Annotated in this window: 16 protein-coding genes; 1 reads left to right on the top strand and 15 read right to left on the bottom strand. The window is 70.3% G+C overall.

Annotated elements, in window-relative coordinates; all coding sequences use genetic code 11:
• Positions 1-20 precede the first annotated feature (20 nt).
• The 14 genes from rpmB to VFX99_RS09000 all read right to left on the bottom strand — a co-directional run bounded on the left by rpmB (position 21) and on the right by VFX99_RS09000 (position 13,728).
• Positions 21-257 carry a 50S ribosomal protein L28 gene (gene rpmB / locus VFX99_RS09065; RefSeq protein ID WP_329665972.1) on the bottom strand — a complete coding sequence of 79 codons (237 nt, stop codon included), beginning with the start codon at positions 255-257 and terminating at the stop codon, positions 21-23.
• A 428-nt stretch (positions 258-685) separates the two neighbouring features.
• A complete protein-coding gene (locus tag VFX99_RS09060) occupies positions 686-1,354 on the bottom strand; it encodes a DNA-3-methyladenine glycosylase (RefSeq protein WP_329665971.1) in 669 nt (222 codons plus the stop codon).
• On the bottom strand, positions 1,351-2,763 hold the full coding sequence (locus VFX99_RS09055; protein ID WP_329665970.1) for a hypothetical protein: 1,413 nt from the start codon (positions 2,761-2,763) through the stop codon (positions 1,351-1,353). Before VFX99_RS09055 ends, VFX99_RS09060 begins: the two co-directional genes overlap by 4 nt.
• Positions 2,753-3,586 (bottom strand): TIGR03943 family putative permease subunit, encoded by an 834-nt coding sequence (locus tag VFX99_RS09050; RefSeq protein ID WP_329665969.1) that lies wholly within the window; start codon positions 3,584-3,586, stop codon positions 2,753-2,755. Before VFX99_RS09050 ends, VFX99_RS09055 begins: the two co-directional genes overlap by 11 nt.
• A gap of 10 nt (positions 3,587-3,596) precedes the next feature.
• Positions 3,597-4,607, bottom strand: a complete 1,011-nt coding sequence (locus VFX99_RS09045) for a permease (RefSeq protein WP_329665968.1) — start codon at positions 4,605-4,607, stop codon at positions 3,597-3,599.
• A gap of 40 nt (positions 4,608-4,647) precedes the next feature.
• Positions 4,648-5,058, bottom strand: coding sequence for a transcriptional repressor (locus tag VFX99_RS09040; RefSeq protein WP_329665967.1), 411 nt, complete (start codon positions 5,056-5,058; stop codon positions 4,648-4,650).
• Between the two features lie 10 nt (positions 5,059-5,068).
• Entirely contained in the window at positions 5,069-5,971 is a 903-nt protein-coding gene (locus VFX99_RS09035; protein WP_329665966.1) for a metal ABC transporter permease, read from the bottom strand.
• On the bottom strand, positions 5,968-6,774 hold the full coding sequence (locus tag VFX99_RS09030) for a metal ABC transporter ATP-binding protein (RefSeq protein ID WP_329665965.1): 807 nt from the start codon (positions 6,772-6,774) through the stop codon (positions 5,968-5,970). Before VFX99_RS09030 ends, VFX99_RS09035 begins: the two co-directional genes overlap by 4 nt.
• Positions 6,771-7,787 carry a metal ABC transporter solute-binding protein, Zn/Mn family gene (locus tag VFX99_RS09025; protein ID WP_329665964.1) on the bottom strand — a complete coding sequence of 339 codons (1,017 nt, stop codon included), beginning with the start codon at positions 7,785-7,787 and terminating at the stop codon, positions 6,771-6,773. The genes VFX99_RS09030 and VFX99_RS09025 overlap by 4 nt, the downstream gene beginning before the upstream one ends.
• A gap of 51 nt (positions 7,788-7,838) precedes the next feature.
• Positions 7,839-8,639, bottom strand: coding sequence for a cation-transporting ATPase (locus tag VFX99_RS09020; protein ID WP_329665963.1), 801 nt, complete (start codon positions 8,637-8,639; stop codon positions 7,839-7,841).
• 295 nt (positions 8,640-8,934) lie between these two features.
• A complete protein-coding gene (locus VFX99_RS09015) occupies positions 8,935-10,284 on the bottom strand; it encodes a dihydrolipoamide acetyltransferase family protein (protein ID WP_329665962.1) in 1,350 nt (449 codons plus the stop codon).
• A gap of 117 nt (positions 10,285-10,401) precedes the next feature.
• Positions 10,402-11,367, bottom strand: coding sequence for an alpha-ketoacid dehydrogenase subunit beta (locus VFX99_RS09010; protein WP_329665973.1), 966 nt, complete (start codon positions 11,365-11,367; stop codon positions 10,402-10,404).
• 53 nt (positions 11,368-11,420) lie between these two features.
• Positions 11,421-12,569 (bottom strand): thiamine pyrophosphate-dependent enzyme, encoded by a 1,149-nt coding sequence (locus tag VFX99_RS09005; protein ID WP_329665961.1) that lies wholly within the window; start codon positions 12,567-12,569, stop codon positions 11,421-11,423.
• 4 nt (positions 12,570-12,573) lie between these two features.
• Entirely contained in the window at positions 12,574-13,728 is a 1,155-nt protein-coding gene (locus VFX99_RS09000) for a histidinol-phosphate transaminase (protein ID WP_329665960.1), read from the bottom strand.
• Positions 13,729-13,872: 144 nt separating this feature from the next.
• Between VFX99_RS09000 and VFX99_RS08995 the strand changes: the two genes are divergently transcribed.
• Positions 13,873-14,265, top strand: a complete 393-nt coding sequence (locus tag VFX99_RS08995) for a phage holin family protein (protein ID WP_329665959.1) — start codon at positions 13,873-13,875, stop codon at positions 14,263-14,265.
• Here VFX99_RS08995 and VFX99_RS08990 read toward each other — a convergent pair.
• On the bottom strand, positions 14,237-15,671 hold a 1,435-nt coding region (locus VFX99_RS08990), incomplete at its 5' end, for a hypothetical protein (RefSeq protein ID WP_329665958.1). The two genes, VFX99_RS08995 and VFX99_RS08990, sit on opposite strands and share 29 nt — an antisense overlap.

Genomic DNA, 15,671 nt, shown 5'->3' with positions numbered 1-15,671 from the left:
GTCCTGAGCCTTCTTGGCCATCAGAGCTTCACACCCCTCGCCTGCATGTCACGGACGACGGCCTCGATGCCACGGGCGTCGATCACCTTGATGCCCTTGGCCGAGACGTTGAGCCGGATGTTGCGGCCCAGCGACGGCACGAAATAAGTCTTCTTCTGCACGTTCGGGTCGAAGCGGCGCTTCGTCCGGCGGTGCGAGTGCGAGATGTTGTGACCGAAGCCGGGAACCGCTCCGGTCACCTGGCACACTGCTGCCATGGTTCATTCCTCCTAATACCGTGGAACCGGACGGCTCCACCCAAGATCCCTTGTCTGCACCCACCAGGAAAGCGGCCGTTTCCGGCCTGGATTCGCGGAGGGTACGAACTGCGTGCTGGAGTGCGCGCAGACAAGGAGTCAGTTTAGCATGCGCGCCGCCGCCGCCTGGCCGAGCGCGCACCGAGCGCGCACCGGCGCCGTGGACCACGCGCCTATGGTGCTGGCCGTCCTCGGCACGTTACGTTGAGCCGGGTCGGGGTTCGCCCGATCGAGCGATAGAGGGGAAAACCTATGTGGGAATGGTTGAGCTGGCTGGGTGGTCAGATCGCGGAATGGCTTCCTTGGCTGCTGGGCTTCATCGCCTGAGTTCTCCGGAAACTCGGACGCTGTAGTCCGCGCCGGTCGGTGTCTCGCACCCGGCCGGCTTTTCATTGCGCGGCCGACGCCCCGCGGCCCCATCGGAAGGCCGACACGGTCGGATCGCCGGCGATCCAGAAGCGCCAGGGGAAGGCCCCGGTACCCGCGACACCCGCCACCCCGACGCGCGGTCCACTGGCTACGACGTCGAGCGGTGTCGTGAGCAGCTCGAGGCGGGCCACTGCACCCGCCCTCTCGGCGCCGCTGACGGCGTCGATGCCGTCGTGCAGCGGATGCCGGAGGCCCACGGTCGCGCCCAGTCGCCCCGGACCGCGGGCGAGCTCTCGGTCGGTGCGAGCGGCCGGACGACGGCGAGCTGCCGCGTCCCGTCCGTTCAGCACCTCTCCGGCGCGCAGCAGGATCCCGCCCGCGACGCCCGGCGGGCCGGAGACGACGTTCACACACGAATGGATGCCGTGACTGAGATAGACGTACAGATGCCCGGGTTCGCCCCACATCGTGGCGTTGCGCGCGGTGCGGCCCATGCGGGCGTGCGATCCGGGATCGGCAACCTCGCCGGTGCCCGCACCGTGATACGCCTCGACCTCGGTCAGGCGCACGGCCACGGTCTCGCCCGCGACGACGGTGGTGAGCACGCCGCCCACCAGCCGTGGGGCAACGTCGAGAGGGAGTCCGCTCAGGTCCCCGCGGGTGGCCGGTCGAAGCAGGGCCGCGCTCATCGCGGCGGCACCTGGCACCACGAGATGTCGAAGCCCGATAGGGCCACCACCTCCTCGCCCGTCGCGATCTCGACGACGCGCGACTCCACCCGCTCCGGCAGCGGGAGCAGGTACGTGTCGGACGGGTTGGTCACGACCTCCGGCGCAAGGAGCACCGCGGCGTAGCGGCCGCTCGGCGATACGCATGCCTGCAGCGCCGCATCGGTCGACGGCACCTCCAGAAGCACGTCGGTCGCACCGTCCTCGGCCACGAAGGCGACGGTGGTCCCGATGGGGATCCCCGACTCGTCGACCGGAGTGGCGGTGCGCACAGTGCCGCCGCCCGGAACCGCAGTGACCGCGGCGAGCCTCCCGAGAGGTTCGTCTGCCGCGACGAGCGGGGCTTCGCCCGCGTCGGACAGGTCGAGCACGACGGGACCCTGGCCCCGCTCGACGATCACCTCGGATGAGCCGCGCGCGATGCCCGCGATCGTGATCGCCGAGCCCAGGGCGGTCGCACCCTCGCCGGTCGGTCCGGTGAGCAGCAGCGAGCCGTCGAAGGTGAGCATCAGCACGCTGTCCGTGTCCGGGACGAACCGCCACTCGGCCACACGTGGCTCGGCGCCGGACACGGCGACGGGGGTGGGCGCGGCATCGGCTTCGCTCTCCTTGAGGGATGCCGTGAACAGCGCGCTCTCGAGGCCTCCGGTCTCGTCGAGATCGGCATCTGAGAATGTGTAGCCGATGAGCTCACCACGGTCGGCGCTCTGCAGATTGGTGACGGTGCCTTCGCCGGGCAGCGGCAGCGTCCGCTCGGCGTCACCATCCAGGTCGGTCACGATCAGCTGTGCGGCATCGTCGGAGCGCACCGAGACGACGAGGTGGCTCGAGGTGGCGCGGAAGTCCTCGATGTGGTCGTTGCGGAAAACCGGGATCGCCTCCTCGCCGGTGAGGTCGGTGCGGAAGATCGTGTCGCCGCTCTCGGTGCGCTGCAGCAGGAACACATCGGTCTGCGGCGTGCGGAACGTCTGGGTGATCGTGACGGGCGGTCCACCGCCGAGCCCGCGGACGTCCTCGAACCGCACGGTGTACTCGGTGTCGTCGTGCAGCGTCAGACCGAAGCGCACGCCGACGCTCCGCCCGGACGTGTCGACCGAGAACGGCGCCGAGGGAGTCACCGTGACCTGGCTCGCTTGGACGTCCTGCAGAGACTGCGACGTCGTGACGATGAGTCGTGAGCCGGATGCCGCGGCCGCTGCAGCCGGGTCGACCTGCACGGATGAGACCCGCGGACCCTGCGCGACGCCCGCGGCGGCGCCGGCCACGCCGACCGCCCCCAGCACCGCGACGACGATCGCGAAGCTCGCGACGAAGGAACGGCTCCGGCGCTTGCGGGTGGCCCCGCGGCGGGTGGGAGCCTCAGTACTCATAAGGGTCCTCGGGCTCGTCGATCGCCTCGACCGAGGTCGCGTCCAGCTCGAGCAGCCCCTCGGCGGTCGAGCTCACCGTGCCCGTGATGGTCACCCACTGGCCGGTCTCGGGCACAGGTCCGGATGCCGCCACCGAGATGCTCGCCGGCTGCGCGTCGATGACGCAGTGCGTGATCACCAGCCGGGTCAGATCGAATCCGCCGCTCTGCTGCGGTGCGTCGCCCGGGGTGACGAACCCCGTCAGCGTGACGGCGTCCCCGTCGAAGGCATCGGGGTTCGTGGCCGTCGCGAACACCGTCGCCCACTCGCCCACGCCGAACGACGCGGTGTCGCCGGTCGCGGCCAGCGTGACGGCATCCGCGCCCGCGAACAACGGCGGCGCGCCCACGTCGCGCGACATCGCGAGCTCCGCCGACAGTGAGGCGGGCGGCAGCACCAGCGTCAGGAGCACGACGCCGGATGCCGCGACCCCGCCGACGGCGGTGGCGGCGAGCGCCGCCGGATGCGGGTGGTGGTGGTCGGAGCGCGCTTCGTCTCGCTGCGCGTCCTCCCCGGTCGTTGAGCGAGGGCCGAAGGCCCGAGACGAAACGCCCGCGCTCGTCGACCGCTCCTCGTCGCCGTGATCGTGGCCGTGTTCGGCCTCCGCGCCGAGGGGCAGGGCGAAGCTGAGCGCCGCACCCACCAGCACGACCACCGCCATCGTGACCGCGAACCATGACGACTCGGGGTTGATGTAGAGGCCCAGCCGGCCGGTGAGGGCGAGTCCGAGGGTGACCACGGCGAGGATCGCGGCCAGGCCCACGCCCAGCCACCGCGTCCCCATGAAACCGGCGTCACGCAAGGAGGTTCACCCCCGCCCCGATCGCGAACGCGGACAGGACCACCACGACCACGATGCCCGCGAGCGTCCGCGTGGTGAAGGTCGTGCGCATGAGGGCCAGCATCTTGATGTCCACGAGCGGGCCGACCAGCAGGAACGCCACGATCGAGCCCGGTGTGAACGTCGACGCGAAGGACAGCGCGAAGAACGCGTCGACGTTCGAGCAGATCGAGACGACCATCGCGAGGGCGATCATCGCCACGATCGACAGCGCGGGATTCGACCCGATCGCCAGCAGCGCCTCCCGCGGGATGAGGACCTGCACTGCTCCGGCGAGCGCGGAGCCGATCACCAGGGCGGGCATCACCGCCCGCAGCTCGATCACGAACTGAGCGAGGCTGCGGCGGCCGCGTCCGCCGGGCTCGTCGACGACCAGGGCGCACGTCTCGCGGAATCGGTCGGTCAGGAGCGCATCGGGGTCGGGGTGGCGGCTGTAGAGCCAGCCGATCAGGTTGGCGATCGCGTAGCCGCCGATCAGCCGTGCGATCAGGATGCCGTCGCTGAAGCCGAAGGCCTGATGGGTCGTGATGATCACGATGGGGTTGACGATCGGCGCTGCGATCAGGAACGTCAGTACCTCGGGCACCCTGAATCCGCGCATCAGCAGACCGCGCGCGAACGGCACATTGCCGCACTCGCAGACCGGCACGAGCATGCCCAGCAGCGACAGGACGGCTCTGCGCGCCCACGCGCGGCGCGGCATCCATCGTTCGATCACTCCGGGTGGCACCCACACCTGCACGACGATCGAGAGCACGACGCCGAGCGCCACGAACGGCAGCGATTCGATCAGCACGCTGACGGCGAGCGTCAGCCCGTCCTGCGCCCGCGTGGGCAGCGTTGCCGGGAACAGCGTGGGGGCGAGCGCATCGATGAGGAAGAGCGCGCCGATGAGGAGGGCGCCGATGCCGACCGCGACGATGGCGCCTCGCGCGCGCGGACGCGCGACGACCGGAGCGCCCACTGAGGCTCCGCCCCACACCGCCGGCTTGCTGGCGCGCGCCCTACTCGCCACGTTCGCTCGCCCGGGCCCGCGCACACGGCGTGCACAGCCCGAAGATGTCGACCACGTGCTCCGCCTCGCTGAACCCGTGCTGCGCGGCCGTCTTCCGGGCCCACTGCTCCACGTCGGTCGCCTCGATCTCGACGGTCAGCCCGCAGGAGCGGCAGATCAGGTGGTGATGGTGACCGGGCGTCTTGCAGGCGCGGTAGAGGCTTTCGCCGTCCGGACTCTGCAGCGAGTCCGCGTCGCCCTGCGCGGCGAGTCCGGCGAGCGCGCGATACACGGTCGCGAGGCCGATGCCGGTGTTCTCCTCGCGCAGCGTGGCGTGCAGGCTCTGTGCGCTCACGAAGCCCGAAGCGTCGTCGAGCGCCTCGCGCACCCGATCGCGCTGCCATGTGTTGCGCTGAGCCATATGCCGGATTCTACCGAGCGGCTCTGAGCGGTCGCCGGGAGGGCCTGCGACTCTCGGCGGCGCGCGTCCCGCGGGCGCGACGCGCGCCGATGCCACGACAGACCAGGTAGATGACGAACGAGATCGTCGTGATGTAGGGGCTGACCGGGAGCGTGCCGGCGATCGCCAGGAGGATGCCGCCGACTGCGGAGGCGAACCCGAACGCGGCCGCGAGCACCGGCACGGCGATCGGTCCGGTGGCGACGCGCATCGCCGCAGCCGCGGGGGTCACCAGGAGTGCCATGACCAGCAGCGCCCCGATGATGTGGACGCTGACGGCGACGATGAGTCCGAGGAGCAGCATGAATCCGAGCGAGACGGCCGTCGTCGGAACGCCCCGCGCCGCGGCCGACTGCGGGTCCAGCGAGTCGAATCGCAGCGGGCGCCAGATGAGCAGCATCCCGAGCAGGACGAACCCGCTGATCACGATGAGCCACCCCAGCTGCCCGCTCTGCACCGACACGATCTGACCGGTCAGGAGGCTGAAGCGGTTGGCACTCCGGCCGTCGTACAGCGAGAGGAACAGGATGCCCAGGCCCAGCCCGAACGGCATCAGCACGCCGATGATGGAGTTGCGATCGCGCGCACGGGCGCCGAGAACCCCGATGATCGCCGCCGCGATCAGCGAGCCGACGATCGAGCCCGTGACGACATCGAATCCGACGAGCAGGGCGAACGCCGCTCCGGCGAAGGACAGTTCGCTGATGCCGTGCACCGCGAACGCCATGTCGCGCTGCATCACGAAGACGCCGATCAGCCCGCCGACCAGCCCGAGCACCGCACCGGCGACCACCGAGTTCGATACGAGCACGAGGATCTCGCCGTAGTCGGCGAGGCCGCCGAACATCGCGTTCCACACGTCCGCCCAGTTCACTCGTGGACCTCGTCGTGGTGGTGGTGCGCTTCCTCGGCATCGGGCGCGCCGACGACGACCAGGCGATCTCCGGCGCGGAGGACGAAGACGTGCGCGCCGTAAAGGTCGGTGAGCACGTCGGAGCGGAGCACCTCGCTCGGCTCGCCGAGCGTGAAGCGACCGTTCGCGATGTAGAGGATCCGGTCGACCTTGCCCAGGAGCGGGTTGATGTCGTGGGTGACGAGCAGGACGGAGGCGCCGGTGTCCTTGCGGTGCCGGTCGATGAGGCCGATGACGGCCTGCTGGTTCGCCAGGTCGAGGCTGGTGAGCGGTTCGTCGCAGAGCAGCAGGCGGGGGTCGTCCGCGAGCGCCTGCCCGACGCGCAGTCGCTGCTGCTCGCCACCCGAGAGGAGGCCCACCGGCCGTTCGGCGAACTCCCGCGCGCCGACGGCCTCGATGAGACGGTCCACGCGCTCGTGGTCGCTGCGACGCGGGATCGGAAGGCCGAAGCGGTGACCGATCACGCCGAGGGCGACGAGGTCGCGCCCACGGAGGGCGGTGTCGCGCGGAAGCGGGCGCTGCTGCGGGATGTAGCCGATGCGCCGATTGCCGCGACTGCGCACCTCCTGACCGAGCGCTTCGATGCGGCCGGCGCTGAGTCGCTCGAGTCCGAGGATCGCCCGCAGGAGGGTGGTCTTGCCCGAGCCGCTCGGACCCAGGACGGCGATGAGCTCACCCGGCTCGACGGTGAGGTCGAGTCCGCTCCACAGCTCGCGGTCCCCCCGGCGCAGCGCGGCATCCGTGATCTGGAGGGTCGCGGTCACGGTGCGAGCGCTTCGGCCAGGGCGTCGATGTTCGCCTGCATCCACGTGAGATATGTCGCACCGTCGGGGAGCGTCTCGGAGAACTCGACGACCGGGATCGACAGCGTCTCCGCCTCCGAGATCACGTCGGTGGTCTCGGCGCCCCCGGTCTGCGTGTTGGCGATCACGATGTCGACGTCCGCCGAGCGAAGCAGCTTGAGCGAGTCGAGGAGGGTCGACGGTGCGACATCCTGGCCCTCCTCCACAGCCTCGCTGAACGCATCGGGTGTGACGTTGACCAGTCCGGCCGCCTCCACGAGGTACAGCGACACCGGCTCGGTCACGAAGACCTCGGCACCCGCGTGCTCGGCGTCGATGTCGGCGAGCGCCGTCTCCAGCTCGGCGATTCCCGCGGCGAACTCCGCCGCATTCCCCTCGAAGGTGTCCGCCTCGGCGGGCAGCAGGTCGGCGAGCTCGTGCGCGACCTCCTCGGCGAGATGCTGCATCGCGTGCGGGTCGTACCAGACGTGCTCGTTGAAACCCTCGACGTGCTCGTGATCAGCGTGCTCGTCGTCTGCGTGCTCGTCGTCTGCGTGCTCGTCGTCGGAGTGCTCCTGCTCGGAGTGCTCGCCGTCGGCTGAGCCCGCATCGTGACCCGGGTTGCCGGGCCACTCGTGCGAGAACCCCACGGCTGTGATCACCGGCGCGGTCGAGCCACTGGCCTCGATGAGCGCGTCGACGAAGGCGTCGTACCCGCCTCCGTTCTCGACGATCAGGTCGGCGCGCTGAACCGTGAGCTGGTCGCGGGCGCTGGGCTCGAAGGAGTGCGGGTCCTGTGCTGCCGACGAGACGATGGCTGTCGCGTTGACGAAGTCGCCACCGATCGCCTCGGCGATCTGGGCGTATACGTTGCTCGAGGCCACGATCGCGATGCGCCCGTCGTCCTCAGCGCTCGTCGCCGTGGCGCAGCCGGCGAAGAGGAGAACGGATGCCGCAGCGAGCGAGACGGCAACAGCGAGGCGCGGGAAGGTCACCTCTCGAGCGTAACGCTATTGAGAATCGTTCTCAAACCGATGACGCGTTGCTCAGCGTCCGAAGAGATCACCCAGTCCCGGGATGCCGAGCTCGGAGAGCGCGTCCCCGAAGCCGGACACCTGCTCGCCCGCGCCGGAGAGCTGCTCACCCGCCGACTCGAAGACGCCGGTGGCGCCGCCGGTGAGCGCCTCGAGGTCGATCGCCTGCGCGACGGCCTCGAAGTCGACGCCGAAGCCGGCCGCCTGCTCGAGGAGGGGGGAGGCGACAGCGCTGACGACAGCGCCGCCTGCGACGACCCCGAGGAGCCCGCCGGCAGCCGCGCCCGCACCGGCGATCGCCGTCGCACCGCCACCGCGTGCCAGCAGCCCCCGCATCCTTCCGGGGTGCATCGCCTCGCTGCGCGCAGCTGCGCGGGCGAGATCGCGGGGCGAGCCGGAGACCGGCTGCTCGTGCATCGGCAGCTCGGCGCGCATGCGTGCTTCCACCTGCGTCCGCTGAGCGGGCGTGAGCTTCGCAAACGCATCCTGGTGGATGCGCTCGATCTGGTGCGGGTCGGCGGTCTGCATCAGATAGTCGTAGCGGGCGATCGCGGCGCGGTCCGCGGCATCCGATGCGGTGGGAGTGCGCGGCGTGGACGTGGGCGATGCAGCTGCGGACGGTGCCGGCGGGGGAGTTCTGGACGGCTCGGGGCGACGCTGCGCGTCTCCGGTGAGCGCACCGGCGGCGCCGCGCACCATCGACCGCCAGTCGGCCGGAGCTTGGCCGGCCGCCGGATTCTGGGGGGCAGGTGACGAGCCGGACTTGTCCAGCGCTTTGGAGGCGAGGTCGAACAGACGGTTGAAGGTGCCCATGAGGAGCCTTTCGGGTCGGAGAACGGTTGGCGATCGTGAGATGCCAAGGTCTCCTCCACCCGGGAATGGGCCAGCGGGCCGGGACGCGACGTCGAGTCCGTGATGACGGGTCCGCTGCGGACGGGAGTACTCCCCTTGTCGAACACGATCGTATGCGGACGTGTCTATGAATCGGCTCCGAGGGGCCGGTTGGCGGCCCCCGGCTTCACCCACCGCGAGACTGCAACCGCACGTCGAAACAGCGGGTATCACCCGCAGTCTCGACCTGCCGCTGCAGTCTCGCGGTCGAACGCGATCAGTCCAGGAGCAGAGCGGGTTCCTCGAGCACCGAGGCGATGTCGGCGATGAACCGCGAGACACCGTCTCCGTCTACCACGCGATGGTCGAACGAACCGGAGACCGTGGTCACCCAGCGCGGCCGCACCTCGCCGTCGACGACCCACGGCTTCTGCCGGATCGCACCGAGGGCGACGATGCCGACCTCGCCGGGGTTGATGATCGGGGTGCCGGCGTCGACCCCGAACACGCCGATGTTGGTGATCGTGATCGTGCCGCCGGACTGATCGGCGGGAGTCGTCTTGCCCTCGCGAGCGGTGAGCGTGAGCTTCTCGAGCGAGCGAGCGAGGTCGCGCGTGTTGAGGTCCTGCGCGTCCTTGATGTTCGGCACCAGCAGTCCGCGCGGGGTGGCCGCCGCGATGCCGAGGTTCACGTAGTGGCGCACGCGGATCTGCGCGCCCCCGTCCTCGTCGATCCAGGCCGCGTTGACCATCGGAGTGCGACGGACGGCCCAGATCACCGCCCGCGCCATGATCAGCAGAGGCGACACCTTGACGTCGGCGAAGTCGGGCGAGGTCTTGAGGCGCTTGACCAGCTCCATCGTGCGCGAGGCGTCGACGTCCACCCACACCGACACATGCGGTGCGGTGTAGGCGCTGCTGGTCATGGCGCTGGCGGTGGCCTTGCGCACTCCGCGGACCGGGATCGATTCCTCCCGACCGTCCCCCGGCGCAGGGGTGGGCGTCGCCGGGGGAGCGGATGCCGCTGCCGGCGGCGCCGCGACGGGGATGGTCTCCTCGCGGACGTCGCCCCACTCCGGCGTCTCGATGTTGCGGAACACGCTGGCCTGCGACGCCTGCTTCAGGACATCCTCGCGCGTCACCTCGCCGGCGGTGCCGCTGGGCGCGACGTGGGCGAGGTCCACCCCGAGATCACGCGCGAGCCTGCGGATCGGCGGCTTCGCGACGACACCGACGGATGCCGCGACCGGGCGCTCGGCCGGCTTCCGGCGACGGGACTGCACGTGGCCGCCGCTGCCGTAGCCGACCAGGACGGCACCCCCGGCATCCGGCTCATGGGGTTCGCCGTGTTCGCTCTGACCTGTGGTCGTGGGGGGTGCGGACGCGTCCGCTCCCGCGATCGTGATGATGGCCGCCCCGACCGCGACCGTGTCGCCCTCCGCGGCGAGAAGATCGCCGACGACGCCCGCGAACGGGGAGGGCAGTTCGACCAGCGACTTGGCCGTCTCGATCTCGACCAGCACGTCGTTGACGGCGACCGGGTCGCCGGGCGCGACGCGCCACGACACGATCTCGGCTTCGGTGAGACCCTCGCCGACGTCGGGGAGGAGGAACGTCTGGGTGCTCATGCGTGGTCCTTTCGCGTCCCCGGGTCGTCGTGCGAGGTGCAAGACGACGATACGGAACGCCAGCGCGAAGCTCGTTTCGTCTCGCCGCACTCGCTCAACGACCGGGAATCGGACATGTCAGTACGCCAGGGTGCGGTCGACCGCTTCGAGGATGCGATCGGCATCCGGCAGGAAGGTGCCCTCGAGCTTGGCCGGCGGGAACGGCGCGTCGAAGGCCGACACGCGCAGCACCGGCGCCTCGAGAGAGTAGAACGCCTTCTCCATCACCGTCGCTGCGATCTCCGATCCCAGCGACGTGAACCCCGGCGCCTCCTGCGCGTAGACCATGCGCCCGGTGCGACGCACCGAGTCGAGGATCGGGCTGTAGTCGACCGGCGACAGCGAGCGCAGGTCGATCACCTCGCAGCTGGTCCCCTCCGACTCGGCGAGCACGGCGGCTTGCAGGAGCGTCGTCACCATCGCACCGTGCCCCACCAGGGTGACGTCGGTGCCGCGGCGGACCAGGCGACTCGCGTGCAGCGGCAGCGCTCGCGCCGAGGCATCCACCTCGCCCTTCTGCCAGTACCGGCTCTTCGGCTCGAGGAAGATCACGGGGTCGGCGGAGCTGATCGCATCCTGGATCATCCAGTAGGCGTCATTCGGTGTCGACGGGCTGACCACGCGGAGGCCGGGCGTGTGCGTGAAGTACACCTCCGGGCTCTCCTGGTGGTGTTCGACCGCTCCGATATGTCCGCCGTACGGGATGCGGATCACGACGGGCATGCTGAGGGCGCCCTCGTGCCTGTTGGTGATCTTCGCGAGCTGCGAGGTGATCTGATCGAACGCCGGGAAGACGAATCCGTCGAACTGGATCTCGCAGACGGGGCGGAAGCCGGCCATCGCGAGGCCGATGGCCGTGCCGATGATGCCCGATTCGGCGAGCGGGGTGTCCAGCACCCGCCGGTCGCCGAACTCGGCCTGCAGCCCCTCGGTCACGCGGAACACGCCGCCGAGGCGGCCGATGTCCTCGCCCATGAGCAGTACGCGGTCGTTCTCGCCCAGGGCGCGACGCAGGCCCGCGTTCAGCGCCCGGCTGAAGGGCATCGTCTCGATGGCGGTCTGCGCCGCGGGCGCCGAGCCGGTCTGGATCGTGTCTGTCACGGTGAGCCCTCCTCGAGGGACGCCTCGTAGTCGGCGAGCCAGGCGCGCTGCTCGGCGATGAGAGGGTGCGGTTCGCTGTACACGTGGTCGAACATCAGGTCCGTCGGGATCGACCCGAGTGCGCCGGTGCGCACGCGGGCGTCGTCGGCGACGGCGGCGGCTTCCGCCTCCACCTGGGTGAAGAAGGCATCCGAGGCGCCGCGACCGCGGAGGTAGGCGTGCATGCGGGCGATCGGGTCGCGCCCCGCCCACGACTGCTCCTCGTCGGAGGTGCGGTACTTCGTGGGGTCATCGCTCGTGGTGTGCGCGCCCATCCGGTATGTCATCGCCTCGATCGCTCGCGGTCCGGCACCAGAGCGGGCTTCGTCGAGCGCGACCCGAGTGACCGCGTAGCTCGCGAGGACGTCGTTGCCGTCGATGGGGACGCTGGGGATGCCGTACCCCTCGCCGCGTCGATACAGCGGCGACCGGGACTGCGTGGCGACCGGCACCGAGATGGCCCACTGGTTGTTCTGCAGGAAGAACACCTCGGGGGTGCGGTAGCTCGCGGCGAAGACCATCGCCTCGTGCACGTCGCCCTGGCTCGACGCTCCGTCGCCGTAGTAGACGATGACGGCCTCGTCGCGCTCCGGATCGCCCGTGCCCGACTTGCCGTCCAAGGCCAGCCCCATCGCGAGTCCGGTCGCGTGCAGGGTCTGCGCGCCGAGCACGAGCGTGTAGATGTGGGCGTTGCCGTTCTTCGGGTCGGCGGGGTTCCAGCCGCCGTGGGTCAGCCCGCGCATCAACCGGATGATGTCGACCGGGTCGACCCCGCGGATGGTGCAGACCACGTGCTCGCGGTAGGAGGGGAACAGGTGGTCCTGGGCGCGCGCCGCGCGGGCCGAGCCGACCTGAGCCGCTTCCTGCCCGAAGCTCGGCGGCCACAGCGCGAGCTGGCCCTGACGCTGCAGGTTCGTCGCCTGCTGGTCGAACGCCCGGATGACGAACATGTCGCGGTAGAAGCCTTCGAGGTCGGCGTCCGCCAGCCCGTCGATGAGGTCGAGGTACCGCTCGGCGGCAGGCGTGGGGGCGACGGATCCGTCAGCGGAGAGGACGCGGACGAGCTCGGGTGCGTCACCCGTCACGGCGTTCTGTGGCGAAGTCACCGTTCTAAGCTAGCCCGCGCCCTGGATGGGCCTGTGGGAGGTCTTCCACAACGGATGCCGCGATCGCTAGGACTTTCTCGACAGACTCTTCCTCGCCTACGGTGATGCGCAGCCCGTCGCCGGCGAACGGCCGCACGATGAGCCCGCCTTCGTCGAAGGCCTCCGCGATGTCCATCGTCTCGGCGCCGGCGGGCAGCCAGACGAAGTTGCCCTGAGCTGCGGGCACCCGCCAGCCCGTCGCCCGCAGCGCAGCGGCGACACGGTCCCGACGCTCGGCGATGGTGTGCACCCGCTCGAGCAGCGCCCGCTCGGCGTCGAGGCTGGCGAGCGCGGCCTCCTCGGCCTGCGCGGTCACTGAGAGCGGGATGCTGGTGCTGCGAGCGGCGTCGAGGATGCGCGGATGCCCGATCGCGTAGCCGATCCGCAGACCCGCCAGGCCGAAAGCCTTGGAGAACGTTCGCAGCGCCATGACGTTCGCGTGTCCCTTGGTTCCGAGCACCCGCATGCCGTCCACGGCATCGGGATCGGTCACGAACTCGGCGTATGCCTCGTCGAGAATGATGAGTACGTCGCGGGGGACCGCGGTGAGGAATTCGTCGAACTCGGTCTGCGTGACGATCGGTCCGGTGGGGTTGTTCGGGCTGCAGACGAGGATCGCGCGCGTGCGGGGGGTGACCGCCGCCGCCATCGCCGGCAGGTCGTGGCGCGCATCCTCGGTCAACGGAACACGGACCGGTGTGGCGCCTGAGACGATCGCCAGCCACGGGTACGCCTCGAACGACCTCCAGGCGAAGACGACCTCGTCTCCGGGGCCCGAGGTCGCCAGCACCAGCTGAGCGAGGATCGACACGCTTCCGGCTGCGACGTGGACCGCTCGGACGTCCACATCGAAGCGCTCGGCGATCCGCGCGCACAGACGAGCGGCTGTGGCATCCGGGTATCGGTTCAGCGCGCTCGCCGCGCGGACCGCTTCCAAGACCCCGGGGAGCGGGTCGAAGGGATTCTCGTTGCTCGAAAGCTTGAACCCGCCCGCGTCGGCCTGCTTGCCCTGCTTGTAGGGCGGGAGAGCGGCGATCTCGGGCCGGACCCGGATGGGGATGCTGGTGTCATCGGAACCGCCCGCGGGCACGCCCGCGGGCCGGAGAGGGGCGTCAGTCACCTGCCGAGTCTATGGCGCGCGCCAGCGAGCCGGGGGTGTGGGGCGGAGCCCCACAAAGCAGCGCACGCCAGCGCGCCGGCGGTCTGGGGTGTGGGGCGGAGCCCACAATGCGCCCTCCGTAGGGCTCTGGCAGACTGACGGGCTATGGGCTTCCTCATCCGTGTCGTCGTCAACGCGTTCGCGATCTGGGTCGTGACGCTGATCCCCGCGCTGCAGGTCACCGTCATCGCCTTTCCGCCGGGAGAAACACTGCAGTTCGTCCTCACGCTGCTGATCGTCGCGGCGATCTTCGCGCTCGTGAACACGATCATCGGCACCGTGATCAAAATCCTGGCCTTCCCGATCTACATCCTCACGCTCGGCCTGATCGGGCTGATCATCAACGCCTTCCTGCTGTGGCTCACCGCCTGGATCACGAGCTTCTGGAGCTGGGGACTGCGGGTCGAGGACTTCTGGTGGGGCGTGGTCGCGGCGATCATCATCTCGCTGATCAACTGGATCTTCGGCATCATCCTCCGCCCGCGGAAGAAGGACTGACCGGATCGCTCGGCGCCGGGCCGGGTCGCGGACGCGCCTCGACGCTCCCGCGCCGAGCGGAGTACTCCGTGACATCGACGGATGCCGCATCGCCGAGCTGGTCGAACAGCTGCCGGACTGCCGCCATTCGCGCGTCACCAGACTCGTCCAGCAGCGTCGCGGTGCGCGCGTACTCCTCGATTGCGTGGGCGGGCAGCTGAAGGTCGTGGAGTCCGGGGGCGGGGTCGGCGATGCGCGATGCGATGAAGCTGCCGGGCGCTCCGACGGCTCCAGGTGAGCCCCCGCCCGCGAGCGCGCCGACCGGGTCGTCGCTGTGGCGCAGGGAGATGCTGAGGGTGCGATCGCCGACGTCAGCCTCGACCGGCGACCCGAACGACACGAGGGTTCGGGTGTCGAAACCGGCCTCCAGGGCCACGTACGCTGCGACCATCGCGCCCTGCGAGTGGCCGAACGCGTGCACGATGTCGCCGCTCTCAGCTCCGGCATCCCGCAGCGCCGCCAGTGTCGCGTCGTATGAAGCCGATCGCTCACCGGAGTAGAGCTCGAGATTCGATCCCATGTCGAACGGCTCTGCGGTGTTCGGAGCCGCCGTCTGCGTCCCGGCGACGTAGAGCGCGAACTGGCGCGACCCGTCGGGCATCGTGTACCGCTCCACCCTGATCCGGGCATCGCCGTCGCGCGGTATGCGCGCCACCGCCCCGGGCAGAGAGGTGGGCGCCGTCGCGGGTCCGTGCAGCACGGTCGGCGCGACCACGACCTCGTTCGCCTGACCGCGCAGCCGCGCCGTTGCGGGGACGGTGCCCGCCCCCACGGTTCCGACCACGCGCTGCATCGCCCACGCGGCGGGGATCGCCATCGCATGGAAGCCCGGGATCAGCCACCACAGCGCACCCGGTGCCTGCGCCGCCAGGTCGTCGGGCCACGCGGCCCAATGCCCGAGGGTGCCGAGCGTGGCCTGCAGACCCGCCTCAGGATATTCGCGCCCGAGTGCTGCGATGCGGGCATCGATGCGTGCGACGGCCTCGGAATCACCGGCCGCATCCGCCAGAGCGCGCTCGGCTCGCAGGTCGACCACCTCGTACACCGCGGCGGATCCTCGCAGCGCTCCGGTGAGCGCGCGCGCATCGTCGGCGACCGTCAGGATGCGTCGCCGAGTGACCTCCAACCTGTTGGACAACGCCCACGCGGTATCTGAGACGCCGAACAGCCGCACGGCTGCCGACCCGACCTGCGCGGCGGTCTCATCGAGCTCCTCGGCGAGCGCCGAAAACCCGTCCGCCGCCTCCCGCAGGGTCGCCGTATCGACGGCGACCGCGCCGCCACCGCGGATGTCGAGTTCATCGGTCACATCCCGAACCCCGCGGCGGCAGACCCGATCCTCCGGCACGCACGCTCCACGTCGTCCC

The sequence above is a fragment of the Microbacterium sp. genome, from assembly GCF_036277215.1.
In the GTDB taxonomy this organism is placed as follows: domain Bacteria; phylum Actinomycetota; class Actinomycetes; order Actinomycetales; family Microbacteriaceae; genus Microbacterium.
This window is presented reverse-complemented; position numbering and strand designations above follow the sequence as displayed.

Bases quoted from the DNA above. Each gene is read 5' to 3' on its own strand.
- rpmB (WP_329665972.1), bottom strand. From the start codon at position 257: ATGGCAGCAGTGTGCCAGGTGACCGGAGCGGTTCCCGGCTTCGGTCAC.
- VFX99_RS09060 (WP_329665971.1), bottom strand. From the start codon at position 1,354: ATGAGCGCGGCCCTGCTTCGACCGGCCACCCGCGGGGACCTGAGCGGA.
- VFX99_RS09055 (WP_329665970.1), bottom strand. From the start codon at position 2,763: ATGAGTACTGAGGCTCCCACCCGCCGCGGGGCCACCCGCAAGCGCCGG.
- VFX99_RS09050 (WP_329665969.1), bottom strand. From the start codon at position 3,586: ATGGGGACGCGGTGGCTGGGCGTGGGCCTGGCCGCGATCCTCGCCGTG.
- VFX99_RS09040 (WP_329665967.1), bottom strand. From the start codon at position 5,058: ATGGCTCAGCGCAACACATGGCAGCGCGATCGGGTGCGCGAGGCGCTC.
- VFX99_RS09020 (WP_329665963.1), bottom strand. From the start codon at position 8,639: ATGGGCACCTTCAACCGTCTGTTCGACCTCGCCTCCAAAGCGCTGGAC.
- VFX99_RS09015 (WP_329665962.1), bottom strand. From the start codon at position 10,284: ATGAGCACCCAGACGTTCCTCCTCCCCGACGTCGGCGAGGGTCTCACC.
- VFX99_RS09010 (WP_329665973.1), bottom strand. From the start codon at position 11,367: ATGCCCTTCAGCCGGGCGCTGAACGCGGGCCTGCGTCGCGCCCTGGGC.
- VFX99_RS08995 (WP_329665959.1), top strand. From the start codon at position 13,873: ATGGGCTTCCTCATCCGTGTCGTCGTCAACGCGTTCGCGATCTGGGTC.